This window comes from Sulfurimonas sp. (assembly GCF_023229105.1).
Classification (GTDB): Bacteria; Campylobacterota; Campylobacteria; order Campylobacterales; family Sulfurimonadaceae; genus Sulfurimonas.
Genome location: NZ_JALNZY010000047.1, coordinates 1 through 16,722, shown reverse-complemented (window position 1 = coordinate 16,722; position 16,722 = coordinate 1). Strand labels below are relative to the sequence as shown.

19 protein-coding genes are annotated in these 16,722 nt (G+C 36.5%); 10 read left to right on the top strand and 9 right to left on the bottom strand.

Annotated elements, in window-relative coordinates:
• The 3 genes from M0Q17_RS07425 to dcm all read right to left on the bottom strand — a co-directional run.
• On the bottom strand, positions 1 to 1,176 hold a 1,176-nt coding region (locus M0Q17_RS07425), incomplete at its 3' end, for an ATP-dependent RecD-like DNA helicase (RefSeq protein WP_295085331.1).
• A 23-nt stretch (positions 1,177 to 1,199) separates the two neighbouring features.
• The gene (locus tag M0Q17_RS07420) at positions 1,200 to 2,600 is read right to left on the bottom strand and encodes a Sau3AI family type II restriction endonuclease (protein WP_295085328.1); all 1,401 of its coding nucleotides are present in this window, start codon (positions 2,598 to 2,600) and stop codon (positions 1,200 to 1,202) included.
• On the bottom strand, positions 2,597 to 3,910 hold the full coding sequence (gene dcm / locus M0Q17_RS07415) for a DNA (cytosine-5-)-methyltransferase (protein ID WP_295085326.1): 1,314 nt from the start codon (positions 3,908 to 3,910) through the stop codon (positions 2,597 to 2,599). The genes M0Q17_RS07420 and dcm overlap by 4 nt, the downstream gene beginning before the upstream one ends.
• A 215-nt stretch (positions 3,911 to 4,125) precedes the next feature.
• Between dcm and M0Q17_RS07410 the strand changes: the two genes are divergently transcribed.
• Positions 4,126 to 4,833 (top strand): SDR family NAD(P)-dependent oxidoreductase, encoded by a 708-nt coding sequence (locus M0Q17_RS07410; protein ID WP_295085324.1) that lies wholly within the window; start codon positions 4,126 to 4,128, stop codon positions 4,831 to 4,833.
• A 3-nt stretch (positions 4,834 to 4,836) separates the two neighbouring features.
• Here the strand turns inward: M0Q17_RS07410 and glyQ are convergent, their stop codons facing one another.
• Positions 4,837 to 5,718: a glycine--tRNA ligase subunit alpha gene (glyQ, locus tag M0Q17_RS07405; protein WP_295085322.1), complete on the bottom strand. Its 882-nt coding sequence runs from the start codon at positions 5,716 to 5,718 to the stop codon at positions 4,837 to 4,839.
• A 125-nt stretch (positions 5,719 to 5,843) separates the two neighbouring features.
• Between glyQ and M0Q17_RS07400 the strand changes: the two genes are divergently transcribed.
• Positions 5,844 to 6,374 carry a carboxymuconolactone decarboxylase family protein gene (locus tag M0Q17_RS07400; protein WP_295085320.1) on the top strand — a complete coding sequence of 177 codons (531 nt, stop codon included), beginning with the start codon at positions 5,844 to 5,846 and terminating at the stop codon, positions 6,372 to 6,374.
• A gap of 1 nt (position 6,375) precedes the next feature.
• Positions 6,376 to 6,822 carry a DsrE family protein gene (locus tag M0Q17_RS07395; RefSeq protein ID WP_295085317.1) on the top strand — a complete coding sequence of 149 codons (447 nt, stop codon included), beginning with the start codon at positions 6,376 to 6,378 and terminating at the stop codon, positions 6,820 to 6,822.
• A 2-nt stretch (positions 6,823 to 6,824) separates the two neighbouring features.
• Here the strand turns inward: M0Q17_RS07395 and M0Q17_RS07390 are convergent, their stop codons facing one another.
• From M0Q17_RS07390 to M0Q17_RS07370, 5 genes are all read right to left on the bottom strand, one after another.
• Entirely contained in the window at positions 6,825 to 7,682 is an 858-nt protein-coding gene (locus M0Q17_RS07390) for an ARMT1-like domain-containing protein (RefSeq protein WP_295085314.1), read from the bottom strand.
• Between the two features lie 8 nt (positions 7,683 to 7,690).
• Entirely contained in the window at positions 7,691 to 8,164 is a 474-nt protein-coding gene (locus M0Q17_RS07385; protein WP_295085310.1) for a DUF3972 domain-containing protein, read from the bottom strand.
• 21 nt (positions 8,165 to 8,185) lie between these two features.
• Complete coding sequence (gene purE, locus M0Q17_RS07380; RefSeq protein WP_295085307.1) at positions 8,186 to 8,683, bottom strand: 5-(carboxyamino)imidazole ribonucleotide mutase; 498 nt, start codon at positions 8,681 to 8,683, stop codon at positions 8,186 to 8,188.
• A 71-nt stretch (positions 8,684 to 8,754) separates the two neighbouring features.
• Complete coding sequence (locus tag M0Q17_RS07375; protein WP_295085304.1) at positions 8,755 to 10,050, bottom strand: peptidase U32 family protein; 1,296 nt, start codon at positions 10,048 to 10,050, stop codon at positions 8,755 to 8,757.
• A complete protein-coding gene (locus tag M0Q17_RS07370) occupies positions 10,050 to 10,766 on the bottom strand; it encodes a chemotaxis protein (protein ID WP_295085300.1) in 717 nt (238 codons plus the stop codon). Before M0Q17_RS07370 ends, M0Q17_RS07375 begins: the two co-directional genes overlap by 1 nt.
• A gap of 83 nt (positions 10,767 to 10,849) precedes the next feature.
• On the opposite strand from M0Q17_RS07370, the gene M0Q17_RS07365 reads away from it, so the two are divergent.
• The 7 genes from M0Q17_RS07365 to M0Q17_RS07335 all read left to right on the top strand — a co-directional run.
• Positions 10,850 to 11,629, top strand: coding sequence for a histidinol-phosphatase (locus tag M0Q17_RS07365; protein WP_295085297.1), 780 nt, complete (start codon positions 10,850 to 10,852; stop codon positions 11,627 to 11,629).
• Positions 11,630 to 11,705: 76 nt separating this feature from the next.
• Complete coding sequence (gene trxA / locus M0Q17_RS07360) at positions 11,706 to 12,026, top strand: thioredoxin (protein ID WP_294888603.1); 321 nt, start codon at positions 11,706 to 11,708, stop codon at positions 12,024 to 12,026.
• 86 nt (positions 12,027 to 12,112) lie between these two features.
• Positions 12,113 to 12,532: a hypothetical protein gene (locus M0Q17_RS07355; RefSeq protein WP_295085294.1), complete on the top strand. Its 420-nt coding sequence runs from the start codon at positions 12,113 to 12,115 to the stop codon at positions 12,530 to 12,532.
• A gap of 224 nt (positions 12,533 to 12,756) precedes the next feature.
• The gene (gene trxB, locus M0Q17_RS07350; RefSeq protein WP_295085334.1) at positions 12,757 to 13,698 is read left to right on the top strand and encodes a thioredoxin-disulfide reductase; all 942 of its coding nucleotides are present in this window, start codon (positions 12,757 to 12,759) and stop codon (positions 13,696 to 13,698) included.
• Between the two features lie 21 nt (positions 13,699 to 13,719).
• On the top strand, positions 13,720 to 14,487 hold the full coding sequence (gene dapB, locus M0Q17_RS07345; protein ID WP_295085291.1) for a 4-hydroxy-tetrahydrodipicolinate reductase: 768 nt from the start codon (positions 13,720 to 13,722) through the stop codon (positions 14,485 to 14,487).
• A gap of 56 nt (positions 14,488 to 14,543) precedes the next feature.
• Positions 14,544 to 15,899 carry an amidophosphoribosyltransferase gene (gene purF / locus M0Q17_RS07340; RefSeq protein WP_295085288.1) on the top strand — a complete coding sequence of 452 codons (1,356 nt, stop codon included), beginning with the start codon at positions 14,544 to 14,546 and terminating at the stop codon, positions 15,897 to 15,899.
• A partial coding sequence (locus tag M0Q17_RS07335) for a TIGR01212 family radical SAM protein (RefSeq protein ID WP_295085285.1) occupies positions 15,899 to 16,722 on the top strand: 824 nt, incomplete at its 3' end. The genes purF and M0Q17_RS07335, both read left to right, overlap by 1 nt.

The window sequence follows — 16,722 nt, the reverse complement described above, 5'->3', positions numbered from 1 at the left end:
TTCAAACTTAACTAAAAGTGACTGGATTGTTGCACTCTCATAACCAGTTGTATCTGCAATGCGCTGAGAAGCTATGCCACTAAGTGCGCATGTCATTATCTCTTTTTTATCATATCTTGTGTTTAATAGATCAAGTATAGTTTTTGAAGTCGTACTCTTTCCTGTTCCTGCATATCCGACTAAAAAGAGCAGAGATACACCTTCGTTGATCTTTAAAACTGCCTCTTTTTGCTGTTGCCCAAGTTTTAGTTCATGAGAGTCTAAAAACTCATCCAAGTTTTTAATAAGCACTCCGCTATCTTTTTTTGCCCTAGCCTTAAAATCATCATATAAAAATTTCTCAGAGTCATAAAGTCTAGCAGGAGAGACGCGGTTGTTTTTCATAATAACTATACTCTGCTCACTCACTCTCTCAATAAGTGCTGCTTCATAGAGATAGTTTTTATCCTCAAAGCAGAGAAGTTCATTAAGCCCGCTAAATAGTATCTCTTTTGCCACACATGAGTTACCTTGTTGTTCGCAGTAGTTTAAAAGAACATAATCCATAGCAGAACTTATACGGTTCTCATCCTCTTTAGTAACTCCCATTTTAAGAGCCAACTCATCCGCTCTTTTAAAGCCGATACCATTTATAGAGGTAAGAATGTAGGGATTATTTTTTATCTTCTCGCGAGGATCATCTACATCTTTCATAGCAGTTGCAATTATCGTAAGAAGAGCTTGTGAAACATCATAAGGAGTTAAAAACTCACCAAGCTCTCTCATAGAACGAAACTTCTTCCAAGACGCTTGAATCTTCTTAAGCCTCTTCTCTTTTATGCCGTTAAACTCTAAAAGCCTCTCTATGTCATTGTCTAATATTTCTATAAGTTTTTCATTTCCAAAATGCTCAATAAGCTCGGCAGAGAGTTTTTTTGTAAAGCCTTTTACAATTTTGTTCAGAAAGAAAAAAAGCTCATTTTGGTTTACTTTTATTGAGTCAAACTTGAAAGTTCTTCCATATTTTTTATGCTCTTCCCACACACCCTTAAGTGTTACGGCAGAGCTTTTTATATGAGAGACTTTACTCTCATGATAAGAGCCACTAACCTTCTCCCCACTCTTTAAAACGGCTATAAAAAAGCCATCATCTTCAAAAAGGATTTTGTCTATTTGACCAATAAGTGTTTGGCTCAAAGTTTAAATCTTTTCTTCATAAACTATTTTAAATAAATTTCATTTTTTATATAACTGTTATTTAACCAAAAACAGTGCTTTGTATATACTTTAGCTTCTGTTATTTTATCTTTTACAGGTAACTCAAAAACATCATTCGCATTGATTGCATGTGGTCTTACATGTGAAATATTACTAAACTTTTTTGATGGAAAATTTGTAATTCTGACTTGTTTACCATCTTTATTAGTTTGTATTTCTTTAACAATATTTCCACTTTTAACTATTTCTTTTGTATTTTTCCAAACCCTTTGAACTTCTTGCAAATCTTTATAAGGCATATTCCAAAATTTTACTTTTTTTAATTTAAGAGTGTTATTTTCATATTGAAAAAATATGAACAAAAATTTATGTTCTAATATTTCTTTTATTTCTGAATCTTCCCAATTTTGAGAAATTATTTCATTGTATTTAAAAACTGGAAAAGAGATATCCTCAGCTGGAAGATTGTTTTCTTTTAGGCGCACCGTTTTAACTATAATATCTGCTTTTGAAAACTCTTCAATCTCTTTATTTAACTCAATTCCTAAAATAGCTTTTGAAAGATTTGCATAAAAATTTTTTGCTTTTTGATTTATAGATATATTAAGAAGCCTTAAAATTTCTGCTATTGTTTTACCGTAATAAAATTGAAATTTTGAAACTACTATCTCTTCAAGAGAAGATTTTTTGGCAACTTCTAAAGATGAGATAACCTTTCCATATATTGGATTTTTACCAGAAAGTGAAGCAATAATATGATTAACATATCCTTGCTTTAGTGAGTACGCTCTTTGTTTTGCTTTTATTTGTGAATATGGCTGTTCTCTTAAATTACCACCCTTTGAGCCTTTTGTACAAGCCCCTAAATAAAGCGTATCTCCTTCAGAAAGCTCATGAGCTTTTCCATTTTTAATTTTGTTTGTGATTATCTCCCAATCATTTTTTATAATTTCCAAATCAATTTCAGGGAAACACCACTCATCCGCAATTTCAATTTTATAATCTAAAAGATTTTTTTCTAACTCATGAAGATAAAAAATCAAGAGTAAATTTTTATTTTTTTTCCAAAAAGAACTGTTGTTAAAATTTTGCTCAGTAACTTCCATAAAATTAATTATGTTTAAAACTAATCTCTCTTTAGAAACATAGTGCAGTTTTTTTAATTTTTTTATTGGAGAAGATTTTAATTCAAGTCCAACTTCTTTAAAATCAGGTCCAGAGTTTGAATTTGGCTCATATAAAAAATAATACTTTTCTAAAATCTGACCAAAATTTCCTTTATTTTTTATTTTATCTGGCTCAAACTCCAATTTACATTTAAGTCTTAATGTTTGATGAATTAACTCTTTAGCATAAGCTAAAATAGAAGTTTTGCTGTATATATCATATGGAAGTTCTCTCATTGCTCCAACTCTTGCAGCAATTTTTCTCCAAGTCTCTCAACCACTCCTACAACTAAAGCATTTCCCATTAAAAATGCTCTTTTGCTATCACTTACACCAGCGGTATGATTGTCTGGGAACATATTTAATCTCTCTAGTTCAACAGGAGTTAATCTTCTATGCCTCCCATCAACACAAACAACATGTTTAAAGCGTGAGGCACTAGCTCCGCCTTCGCCAGTTATGATTGTTCTGGATGGTTTTTTTAAACAATCTGGAAAAGACATGCTTCCTTCACTATAAAGATATTTATGTCCTGTTGTCTTATTTACTCTCTCAATTGATTTTGAATTTTTATGATATTTCCACTTTTCTAGCTCTTCTTCACTTATATAGAACTCTTTTGATACATCTTTTTCATCTTGTAAAAAATCGCCAAGCGTACTAAAGCTTCCTTGATGTTCAGCTTTACATGTAGATGTATAATAGACTCCATCTATCATGTAGCCAGAGTCGTAAAAACTATTTTTATTAGGAGTGTTTTTATTAAAATTCTCTGTAATATCAACCAAGTCATCAGAGAGTTTTAAGGAGAATACATCATCTTTTTGAATCATCTTTATAGGAAATGTTTTGGCAAAAACTCCATCTTTATTTAGTAGCTCAAATGGTGTTTTTTGTTGCAAATTCAAATACGGTTTTGTCCCATTTTTGTATGCCATTATAAAAACTCTTTTTCTTCTTTGTGGCATCCCATAATCACTTGCATTTATAACTCTCCACTCAACCCCATAACCAAGAGAATTAAGCGATGAGAGGATAATTGCAAAATCTCTTCCTCTTTGAGCAGCAGGAGATTTTAAAAGCCTATCTACATTCTCAAGCAGAAGATATTTTGGAGCTTTTTCTTTTTTTTGCTCCAAAATTCTATATATCTCCCACCATAGAACACCTTTTTTACCAACAATTCCATGTGAATTTTTAAGTGTGCTTGCAACAGAGTAGTCTTGACATGGAAAACCGCCTACAAGTAAATCATGGTCTGGAATTTTAGAAACATCGACAGTAGAGATATCATTATTTGAGTGATTTTCATAACCAAATCTAGCACAATATATATCAGAAGCATGTTGCGTTTTTGTAGAGGGTTCCCACTGATTGCTCCAAACTACGTTATAAAACTTATTTTTAAAACTGGCTTTTTCTAATCCTAGTCTAAAACCGCCAACCCCTGCAAATAATTCAACTGTTCTTATAGACGATAATTGCGAAATTTGCATGTTCATAGTTAACTCATTCATGTTGTATGTAAATAAATTTGGTATCTTCATACTATCTTCCCCTAAAATTAATTAGGTTCTATAGTAATTGAAATTTAATAATTTTCTAAAAAATATGACAAATTGACATATTTTATTTTTATAAATTTGTTTATTTTACAAAATTATATCCAAACTTACTATTGATAACTTGAACTCTCTTTGTGTCACGCTTAAGACACCTTTTTATGTTACCATCTTGATTAATTTATTTTAAGGAATATATCATGCAAGACAAAATAGTTTTAGTGACAGGTGCTAACGGTGGGCTTGGGAATGCTTTTATAGAGGTTCTACTAGAGCAAAAAGCAAAAAAGATTTATGCGGCGGCGAGGGATATAAACTCACTTGCGCATTTAAAACATATAAGCAACATTGAACTTCTGGAGCTTGACATAACTGACATCTCTTCTGTAAAGGCGGCAAGAGAGAAGGCGAGCGATATAGATGTGCTTATCAATAATGCAGGTATTAACTCTGGCGCAAGAGTTTTTGATGGCGACTTTAGCGACATGGAAGTCAACTATAAAGGTACAGCAAACCTCTGTAAAAGCTACTTTGAGTATGCAAAAGAGCATAAGATGCAAATTATCAACATCTCCTCCATCGTCGCTCTTTGCAATCTCCCTATCATGGCAAAGTACTCCATATCAAAAAGTGCTCTACATTCCTTTACTCAAGCCTTAAGAGCGGAATTAAAAGCTTACGATAGTGAAGTTTATGAGGTTTTTGCTGGACCAATTGACACAAGACTAACAAAGGGAGTTGACATGCCAAAAGCAGACCCTATTGATGTGGCAAAGATGGTTATAAAAGATGTTAAAGAGGGTGTATTTGATATATTTCCAGATATTTTTGCCCAGATGGTAAGAGAGAGACTTGCAACTGATCCAAAAGGGGTAGAAGCAGATTTTACTAAGTCACTTGCGGGTTAAGGTTTAAGCCTTAACTCTCTTGTTTCTACCCTCTTCTTGTGCCTTATAAAGCTCGGCGCAGCCGCGTGAGAGTTCACGGATTTTTAGAATGTAGTTTTGTCTCTCAGTCTGGCTGATTGCTTTTCTGGCATCAAGAACATTAAAAGTGCTTGCTGCCATCATGCATAAGTCATATGCAGGCAAAGGAAGCTCTGCTTCTAACGCTCTTAGGCACTCTTTGCTTTTTGCTTCAAACTCCTTAAACAACATGTCAACATCCGCAACTTCAAAGTTATATTTTGAAAACTCTATTTCACCCTCTTTATGAACATCACGGTAGTAAGTTTTTCCATGCTCATTCTTACCCCAAACTATGTCAAATACAGTGTCCACACCCTGTAAGTACATCGCTAAACGCTCTGTTCCGTAAGTTATCTCAACTGCAACGGGGTTACACTCTATACCGCCGACTTGTTGAAAATATGTAAATTGCGTAACTTCCATACCATTTAGCCAAACTTCCCAACCAAGTCCCCAAGCACCGAGCGTCGGCGACTCCCAGTTATCTTCAACAAAACGAATATCATGATTTTTTACATCAAACCCTAAATACTCTAAAGATTTCAGGTAAAGCTCTTGAATATTATCTGGTGAGGGTTTTATCAGGGCTTGAAACTGGTAGTAGCTTCCAAGGCGATTTGGATTTTCTCCATATCTTCCATCAGTCGGACGGCGTGATGGTGCAACATAAGCAACAGACCATGGAGTGGAATCTAGTGAGCGCAAAAATGTAGCAGGATGAAAAGTTCCCGCTCCGGCAGTAATATCGTAGGGCTGCACGATGTTACACCCCTGTTTCATCCAAAATTCTTGTAGTTTTAGTAACATGGAGCTAAAAGTTATCATATTTACACCCTAATATTTTTTAATTTCGCAATTATATCAAAGCTATACTTTAAGTTTTTTTCTATTTACTTGATTGATTTTAAAATTTTAACTACAATACCTGCAGATATATAAAAGAGGAAAATATGGCACATATTAAACTACCGGAATTTGAAGAGATGACCCCTGCGATTCAAGACAGAGCACGTCCGATTTTAGAAAAAACAGGAAAACTCGGCGAAATATTTAAACTTATGGCGATGGATGAAAAGGTTTACTTTGCAACAGATATGATGATACAAAAATATCTGCTTGATGAGACTACGCTCTCGTATGACATTAAAGAGGCTATTGCTCTTTTAATCTCAAAAGAAAACGGATGCAAAATGTGTGTAGATGTCCATAAAGGCATTGCAAAGATGCTTGGACTCTCTGATGAAAAAATTGAAAAAATATTAAAGGGAGTTGATGCTATTGATACGGATGCAAAAGAGAAAGCTCTTTTAAACTTTTGCATCAGGGCTTCTCAAAAAGAGAGCTATAAAATACTCAAAGAGGAGATTGACGCACTAAAAGATTTGGGTTATAGTGACGTGCAGATTTTAGAAGCAGTTGCAATTACCGGATATTTTAACTATATCAATACATTATCAAATGTTTTTGGGCTTGGGGAATGATGTGAAATATTTTTTCATTATTTTATCTACTCTTTTTATAATGGCAAATGCACAAGAATACAAAGCGGTTTTTAACTGTAACGCAAAAGATATGCAGTATGTAGCAAGCCGTATGATTTTAGTTGAGAGAACAATGGACATGATTGAGAAAAACGGCGATACAACAAAATTTGCAATAACGATTCATGGAGGCTGCGCTCCAATAGTTTCAAAAAATTATGATGAAATAGTTCTTGACGAAAAGGATTTAGAGTCAATTAAAGCTTCTCAACAACAGCTCATAAAACTATCAGAAAAAGGTGTCGAAGTGGTTGTGTGCGCTATGAGCTTAAATGCAAATACGATTCCAAAAGAGGATGTTATTCCTGAGGTAAAAATATCACAAAACAGCTTTATAGATACGATAAGGTTTCAAAATAACGGCTACGCTTTGATGGTATTTGAGTAAATTTAAACGACTTTACAAATTATGTCGCCTACCTCTTTTTTTAGTGAGGTGGCAACAACTCCGCACTTCACTTTGAGCAAAAAACAGATATTATCTCTATGTGACGGGCTCATGCACTCATAATTTCCCATCCCTTTGCTTATAACCATATCTACACTATCAAAAAGCTCTTTGGAGTAACTACTTGCTCTATCATAAACAAATCCGGGGGTGTTGACTCCGCTGTCAACAAGCTCGCAAAGTTCATCAAACCCCGCCTCTTTTGCCTCTTTTATAGTAACGTCATTTATAATTGGATTTCCCCTTGTCATGTATGAGTATTTTACATTTGGGTATAGCTCTTGAAGCGTCTGTATAAACATATAGTCAAAGATATGTTCCCCTACATTGTCGCCTATTATCAAAACACTCTTTGCGCCACTTAGTTTCTCTTCAAATATAGCAAAATCATTGTGAGCAAACTCTGTATAAAATATCTCTCCTAGCTCCTCTTCAAGGTCAAATTCCACCTCTGCAGCGAGATCTATAACATTTCCTGCCACGGCTATTTTTGTAGCGGTTAAGAGTTTATCCATTGAGTTCTGGAGTTTTTCTTCTAAATGTGGAACAAAAGAGAGAGCTTTTTTTGTAGAGAGCTCCTTAACCTCATCATAAAGGTCAACTTTATTGGCAATTTGCGCCATCTTTTCATAAACGTAAGAGGCTATTTCAGGCGGAGTATCGTTGTAAGAGAAGTGTTTGCTCATCTTAGTAACAGTAGATGTAAGCTCGTTTGAGAGAGATTCGTCTGCATGTATGGCAGTTGCCACTTTAGCACTCTGGTTTATTATGCACTCTACACATGCCTCATTAATAGTCATTTAAAAGCTTACTTGTCTGTGTGTTCTTCTATGGCTTTATTCCACATTAGTTTATATTTTCTTCTCATAAATTCAACTTCTTGCTGTGAAAGTCTTAGCTGCTCTTGAAGTGTATGTATCGTTGTTCTATCTTCATCATAGAGCTCTTGAAGTGAAGAGAGCGCCTCTCTTAAAAACTCGTTTTCTACTCTTACCGCAGCAAGCGTCTCCTCTTTTGCATCAAGCACTTTTTCATGAAGGTTGATAATGGTACCTATTGTCTTTTCGACAAATTGAGGTTGCACTACCATCTCTTTTGTGTTATGAATAGAGAGTTCTTTAAGTTGAGCGGGAACTACTTCGCCGGCACCTTTTGAGGGGTCTATATATCGTATTCCATCTTCTACTTTTATCGTCAACTTGCCTCTGTCTGCTAAATCATCAATAGCCGATATATCCAAACCCGTAAGTTCCATGTACTCTTCGTCGCTCATCCACTTCATGTGTGCTCCTGTTACAAATTTTTAAGATAAAATTGTCTCTATCTCCATAGAATCCATTTCAACTTTTTTTGCTTTTGCGATGCGATCCTCTTTGAGTTTCACAGCTAACTCCTCATTATCAAGCGCTAAAATCTGCATAGCTAAATAAGCTGAGTTAATAGCTCCTGCTTTTCCGATTGCAACTGTAGCTACCGGCATTCCAGCAGGCATTTGAACAGTTGAAAGAAGCGCATCTATCCCACTAAGAGCGGAGGCACTCATAGGAACCCCAATAATAGGCTTTACCGTCTTAGAAGATAAAACACCTGCTAGATGCGCAGCCATACCAGCTGCCCCAATGAAAACTTGAGCGCCTTTTTTTTCGGCTGTTGCGATGTACTCTTTTGTTCTCTCAGGCGAGCGGTGCGCTGAAGATATTATCATCTCATACTCAACACCAAACGCCTCAAGCGTATCCGAACAAGATTTCATTACTTCATAATCGCTTTTTGACCCTATTATAATTGAAACAAATTTCATCTAATATCTTCCTTTTTTTGATTGGAGATTATAGCATAGCTTTTTAAATTATTTTTGATGTATAAAAAAGCTTATTTTCCTTTTGGATATGTTCCCATTTCAGGTGAAGAGGGGATTCTCAAAAAAGTGTACGGGGGAAGTTTTTTTGGAAGCTTTATAGGGTTTATGTTTCCACTATGCACCTCATCCCAAACTTTTTTATTTTCAGCTAAGAGCTGTTTTAGTTTTAAATAAACTCTTCCCTCACGCTCATAAATCGTACCTATCTCATTGTCAACTAATTCTATATCAGAGCTTAATGGAGCAACTATCTCTAGTTCATCTCCCGGAAGGGTTTTATACTTGCATAAAAAGTATGTACCCTCTTCGTTTACCACCCCGCTTACCTGATGCGTTCCAAGTTGCATTGTAAAATCGAGACTCTGAGTATCATGTTTTTCAAACGGTCTAGAGATTAGGTAAGCATCTGTATAGCCACGGTTTTGGAGAGATTGAAGTTCATATTGATACTTCTGTATATCATTCACACCGTTATAGTAGTCGTCGATCGCCATTCTGTAAGCTTTTGCCGTTACTGCGGCATAATAAGCTGTTTTTGTACGACCCTCAATTTTAATTGAGTCAACCGCACCGGTATCTAAAATCTCTTTTACATGTGAAGCGAGATTAAGGTCTTTTGAGTTCATGATATAAGTTCCGACTCCCTCATCCTCCTCAAGTCTAAAGAGTGTTCCCGTCTCAGGATTTGCAGCGTACATCTCATAAGGAAATCTACAATCATTTGCACATGAGCCACGATTTGGAACACGCCCACTTTGCAGAGTAGAGATAAGACATCTTCCACTATATGCAAAGCACATAGAACCGTGAACAAAAACTTCTAGTTCCAACTCAGGAAGTTCTTTTTTTATCTCAACTAAATCTTTAAGTGAAATTTCTCTTGCCGTTATTATGCGTGTTGCTCCCATATCATAATAGACTTTTGCATCAAGAACATTCATGACATTGGCTTGAGTCGAGAGGTGAAGAGGCATATCCGGTACAAGCTCATGGCAAAGTTTAAGCACCCCGGGTGTTGCGATTATAAAAGCATCCGGTTTTAATTCTGCCATTTTTAAAATATGTTTTTTTAAAAGGTTAAGTTGGGAGTTAAAAGGGAAGCCGTTTATTGTTGCATAAACTTTTTTATCTCTTGCATGTGCGTATGCGATTCCCTCTTCAAACTCCTCAAAACTAAACTCTTTGCCTGAACGAATGCGAAGAGAGAAGTGACTTACTCCCCCATATACTGCATCAGCACCAAAATCAATAGCAATTTTTAATTTTTCTAATGTTCCCGCAGGGGATAATAACTCAACTTTTTGCATCAACTGCCAAACTGTGCCAAAAGAGCTTCTATATCTTCATTTGAAGCCAATTCATTATGCGTATCTCCGACAATATGTTGTGCCGAAGAGACTCTTTTGTCATCATCTATTCTGCCTTCAAAAAGGGAGTTCATATAGTTAGAAAGTGCGCGCATAACATTGATAACACGTTCAATCTTCTGGCGATGAATATCCTGATACTGCATAATATCCATAACGCTCATTATCGATTCCCCGCTTGATTGAAGCGCTTCTAAAGTTTCTTTTGTTTCCTCTAGCGCTAGCGTATTCTTATGCAGTTGCTCCTCAAAAGCACTTACTTCAGGAAATTTTATATTGAGTGTCGTAAAGAGTTTAATGTTACTTCTTAACACTTCTATTATGCTTTTTAAATTTTCTTCCTTCTCCATAAGGTCATTGGAAACACTCTCTATTAAGTCAAAAATTTCGCTGGCTTTTTCTTCACTCTCTTTTGTTACATCATCAAGCTGATGCACCATTTTATTTTCTTTTGTTGCAGGAAGAGGCCAATGGTGCGCAGTATCAGTGCTATAGCCAAGAGGTTTGTCGGAGTCAGCTTCTGAGGACTCATCACTCTCCTCTTCTTCAAATTCTTCACTATCATTAACCAAGTCATCGCTTGAATTATCCTCTGGCAAAGATTCTAATTCTTCAATATCACCGCTCATTAAAGCATCTAGTTCTTCTTGAGTCATAAACAGCTCTCCCTTTAAAATTCGCTAAATTTAATTTTTAGCACTATAATATCATAAAATATATAAATCTGAGAATGGACATCATGATAGTTGACCTACATAACCACACAAAACTTTGCAACCATGCGGAGGGTGAAATATCCCAATATATCGAAAAAGCTATAGCGTCCAACATAAAATATTTCGGTTTTGCAGAGCATGCTCCAATGCATTTTGATGAAAAATACCGTATAAGTTTTGAGCAGATGCAAGAGTATGAAACAACTGTTCTTGAAGCAAAACAGAGATATAAAAGTGAGATAGAGATACTTTTAGGATATGAAGTTGATTATCTTAAAGGTTACATGGACAAAAGAGTCTTAGATGCAGATGTTGACTATCTCATAGGCTCTGTACACTTTATAGAGGAGTGGGGATTTGACAACCCTGAGTTTATTGGCACCTATGAGAACCAAGACATTGACCTTATTTGGCAAAAATATTTTGATGCCATAGAGGAGATGGCTAAAAGTAACCTCTTTGACATTGTCGGGCATTTGGATTTAATTAAAATTTTCAAATATATGCCAAATCGAGATATAAACGAAATAGCAAAAAATGCGCTTTTGGCAATTAAAGAAGCCGGTATGTCGGTTGAGATAAATGTCGCAGGATTTAGAAAGCCTATCGGGGAAGCGTATCCATCTCTGTCGCTCTTAAGGGAGATTAAAAAACTAGATATACCGATAACGTTTGCTTCAGATGCCCATAAACCTGAGCAAGTCAATCTCTACAGCGATGAAGCTACTCAAATGGCAAGAAGTGCAGGTTATAGCGAGTGTGTTCTTTACCGCAAAAGAAAAAAAGTGTTTATAAAATTTTAATAGATTTGTTATAAAGCAATTTTAAAGAGTTAGGCTTGTATAATGCAAAAACTTAAACTTAAAGAAGGATATTAAAATGGGAAAATATATAGAACTAACTAGCTCAGATTTTGAAGCAACACTAAGCGAAGGCGTTTCTTTAGTTGACTTTTGGGCACCTTGGTGTGGACCTTGCCGTATGATTGCTCCTGTAATTGAAGAGCTTGCTAATGACTACGATGGCAAAGCTAAAATATGTAAAGTAAATACTGATGAAGAGCAAGATATTGCTGTGAAATTCGGTATCCGTTCTATCCCTACAATCATGTTTTTTAAAGATGGCAAGATGGTAGATCAAGTTGTCGGAGCACAATCTAAAGCTGCTCTTGCTGAAAAAATAAACGCTCTTTTAGCGTAACTCAAGAGAAGAGAAACGTAGTGTCTGCTAGGGGCAAAAGCCTCTTTTCCCTATCTACTCTACTAGCCTCTTTCTTTGGCGCGGCTATGATAGCCGTTGCCTTTGCATACTTCAACTATAAATTCTCTGAATATAAATTTATCGACTTTAAAGAGTGGGTTTTTTATGAAAAGAAAGACATTTTTACACCAACTGCCGAGAAATATATAGTAATTTTTTACAGTTCCAAAATAGACAAAACAGCCGAACTTCTTGCAGATGTAGAGCTAAATCTCCCCATAATTGCCATTGATTACTATAACGAAGTCTATGAAAACAGTAAAAATACCACCTTTGTACGCTCAGGCACCAAAACATCTCTAAGCTTTATACAAAGATTTAATATATATGAAATTCCCTCTATTTTTTTTATCAAGAAAACAAAAGAGTCTCTTTATAAACAAGATAGTATGATACGAAAACTAGATAATTTAAATGAGTTATCTAAAGATGTAGATTTATTATAGTTTTATGCCTATCTTTAGTGACCACAGCGGTCAAAGCGGAGTAAAGAGACTTGTTTCTTTACGGGAATAATAAATATAATGATACGAAAACTAGATAATTTAAATGAGTTATCTAAAGATGTAGATTTATTATAGTTTTATGCCTATCTTTAGTGCCTTAGCGGCTAGCGTAGATACTTGGACTTGTTCAAGTATCGTTATATAAATTAAGGATAATAATTATGATACTTGATTGTGCAATTATTGGCGGCGGACCTGCTGGTCTTACGGCTGGATTATACGCAACACGCGGTGGTTTAGAAAATGTAGTTATGTTTGAAAAAGGTATGCCAGGTGGGCAAATTACTCAAAGCTCAGAGATAGAGAACTACCCTGGGGTAACAGGCGAAATCAGCGGAATGGATTTGATGATGCCATGGCCCCAGCAGTGCCAAAAATTTGGACTAAAACATGAGATGGTTGAAGTAAAACGCGTCAGCAAAGATGGCGATGTGTTTAAAATACTTAAAGAAGATGGCTCAATAGCAGAGGCGCATAGTGTTATAGTTTGCACTGGTTCTTCTCCAAGACGTGCAGGATTCGCAGGAGAGGATGAACTCTTTGGAAAAGGAGTGAGTACCTGTGCTACCTGTGATGGTTTTTTCTATAAAGCAAAAGAAGTCGCGGTAATAGGCGGCGGAGACACTGCTCTTGAAGAAGCTCTATATCTTGCCAAAATATGCTCTAAAGTTTATCTTATTCATAGACGTGACTCCTTTCGCTCTGCTCCAAATACAGTCAAAAGAGTAGAGAAAACCCAAAATATTGAACTAGTTTTAAACTCAACTCCAGAAGAAGTTTATGGCGATAATATGGGAGTTGTCGGCATCAAGGTAAAAAACAGTGCCGGAGAGATTCGCGATATTAAAGCACCTGGTGTTTTTGTTTTTGTCGGAAATGACGTAAATAATCAAACTCTTATCCAAGAAGATGGAAGCTTTCTGTGCGATGTAACCAAGCAGGGAGATATAATCGTTGATATAAGCATGAAGACATCAGTTAAAGGTCTTTTTGCAGCAGGCGATATGCGTATAGCTGCTCCAAAGCAGGTTGTTAGTGCTGCGGGCGATGGTGCTGTTGCGGCGCTTCAAGCAATATCGTATGTTGATGAGTTACTAAACCATTAAAATAAATTAAAGGAATACATTGTGATAAAAGTTGGAGTTTTTGGAGCAAACGGCAGGGTTGGGAAGCTTATTATCGATGATTTAAAAGAGACTGATGGTATAAGTTTGAGTTCTGTTTTTGTAAGAGATTCACTTAATTTTTCTATTGATCCTTCAGTATTGGTAAGCACAAATATAAAATCATTCCTAAATTGCTGTGATATCGTTATAGACTTCTCTCTTCCTGAGGCTTGCGAGACTCTTCTTGAAGCGTCTCTTCAAACACCAAAGCCTTTAGTAATAGGAACAACAGGATTAAATGCGCATCAACTCAATCTTTTAAAGCAAGCAAGTGAGATTATGCCTGTCCTTTATGCCACAAACATGTCTTTGGGAGTAGCACTTTTAAATAAGCTTGTCTATCAAGCTGCTGCTGCACTTGAGGGATTTGATATTGAGATAGCAGAGATGCATCATAGGCATAAAAAGGATGCTCCTAGCGGGACAGCTCTTACTCTTGGAGAATCATGTGCACGTGGGCGTGGAGTAGACCTTAAAAATGTCCGCATAAGCGGCAGAGACGGAAACATCGGAGAGAGAAGCAAAGATGAAATCGCTGTAATGGCACTTCGAGGCGGAGATATTGTCGGTCGTCATACCGTCGGTTTTTACAACGACGGCGAATTTATAGAGTTAAACCACACAGCAACATCAAGAAACACCTTTAGCAAAGGCGCTATAAAGGCAGCATCTTGGTTGGTAAACAAAGAAGCAGGACTTTACTCTATAAGTGACTGTTTAGAGCTATAAAGTCAAATTTAATTTGGTTTTAGTATAATCCCGTTAAATATTCTCGAGGAGAAAACGTGCTAGAAAATATGAATGAAAAATGCGCAGTTGTAGGAATCTACGGTAACAAAGAAGCTTCAAGACTGGCTTATTTTTCACTGCATGCACTTCAGCATCGTGGGCAAGAAGCAGCCGGAATAAGCTCCTCAAACGGAACAAAACTTCAAACAATAAAAAAACGTGGTTTAGTTATGCGGGTGTTTGACGAGAAAAAACTAGAAACCCTAAAAGGTTCAAGTGCAATCGGTCACACACGCTACTCAACTGCGGGAGATGACTCAATCCTTGATGCTCAGCCTGTATTTGCAAGATACGATTTGGGCGAGATGGCAATCGTTCACAACGGAAACTTCACAAATGCAGAGGAGATTCGTACAAAACTTATCGATAAAGGTGCGATTTTTCAAACCTTTATGGATACAGAAAACCTTATTCACCTCATAGCAAAGAGTGAAAAAAGAAAACTTCTTGATAGAATTATAGATGCTGTGCAGAGAATAGAGGGTGCATTTTCGCTTGTCTTTTTAAGCAGAACAAAAATGTTTGCAATGCGTGACAGACATGGTTTTCGTCCTCTAAGCCTTGGAAAACTTCCCGGAGGCGGCTATATTGTTGCGAGTGAAACTTGTGCCTTTGATCTTGTCGGTGCCGAATTTATAAGAGATGTAGAGCCAGGCGAACTTCTCATATTTAGCGAGGGCGAAGAGCCAAGAAGCATCAAGGTTTTTGAACCTACCCCAAAACACTGCATCTTTGAGTATGTCTATTTTTCAAGACCTGACTCAAAAGTATTTGGACAGAGTGTTTATCAGACTAGAAAAAATATGGGTATAGAGTTGGCACATATCAAGCCTGTTGAGGCTGATATGGTCATCCCTGTTCCAGACGGTGGAGTTCCTGCGGCTATAGGTTATGCTCAAGAGAGCGGAATCCCTTATGAGATGGGAATTATGCGAAATCACTATATAGGGCGAACCTTTATTGAGCCGACACAAGAGATGCGAGACCTTAAGGTCAAGATGAAACTCTCCCCTATGACTGATATAATTAAAGGCAAAAGAGTGATTGTCGTTGATGACTCAATAGTGCGCGGAACAACTTCAAAAAGAATCGTAAGAATGTTAAAGGAGGCAGGTGCGCGTGAAGTTCACATGAGAGTATCATCTCCTCCGACAACCGACCCATGTTTTTACGGCGTGGACACACCTGACAAGGATAAACTAATCGCCGCAAATATGTCACTAGATGATATATGCAAGTTTATTGAAGCGGATTCATTGGCATATCTTGATGAAGCATCGCTTCTTAGAAGTGTTAATTCAAAAACAGATAACTACTGCACAGCCTGTTTTACCGGAAAATACATCGTTTAATGAAGCAAGTCTATACCTTTGGCAACTACTTAAAGGCTAAGTTTGGTTGCAAAGTTTATAAAGTCGGTATCAATATATCTGGATTTACATGTCCAAATATTGATGGAACAGTAGCCAAAGGCGGATGTACCTTTTGCGAAAATGACTCCTTTAGCGCAAGCACCGGAGAAACTCAAGAGTTAAAAGGTTTTTACCTTAACCTAAACTCAAAAACAAATCCAAACCTTGATAAGCAGTTAGCTCAGCTAGAGATGCAATTTAACACAATCAGCAAAAGACAGCATCAAGAGTATGGTGCGAAGAAGTTTCTAGCCTATTTTCAATCCTTTACAAACACCTATGCCCCGTTTGAAACACTAAAAGCTCTCTATGACAAAGCTCTCTCTTTTGATGATGTTGTAGGACTCAGCATAGGTACTCGCTCTGATAGTATAACAGAGCAGACACTTGATTATCTAGCTAAACTAGGCGAAGAAAAAGAGATTTGGATAGAGTTTGGGATTCAGTCTGTTTATGATGAGACTCTGCAAAAAATTAACCGCGGGCATGACAGCGCAAATGTCAAAGAGTGGATTTTAAAAGCAAAAAACAGAGGACTAAATGTTTGCGGACATCTAATATTTGGTCTTCCAGGTGAGTCAAAGGAGATGATGCTTCAAACCGCAAAAGAGGCTTATAACTGGGGGATAGACTCTGTAAAATATCATCCGCTTTATGTAGTAAAGAAGACGGCACTTGCAAATGATTTTATAAGAGGAAAATTTACGCCAATTACAGAAGATGAATATTTAGATATTTTAGTAGAAGCGATAAAAATGAAGCC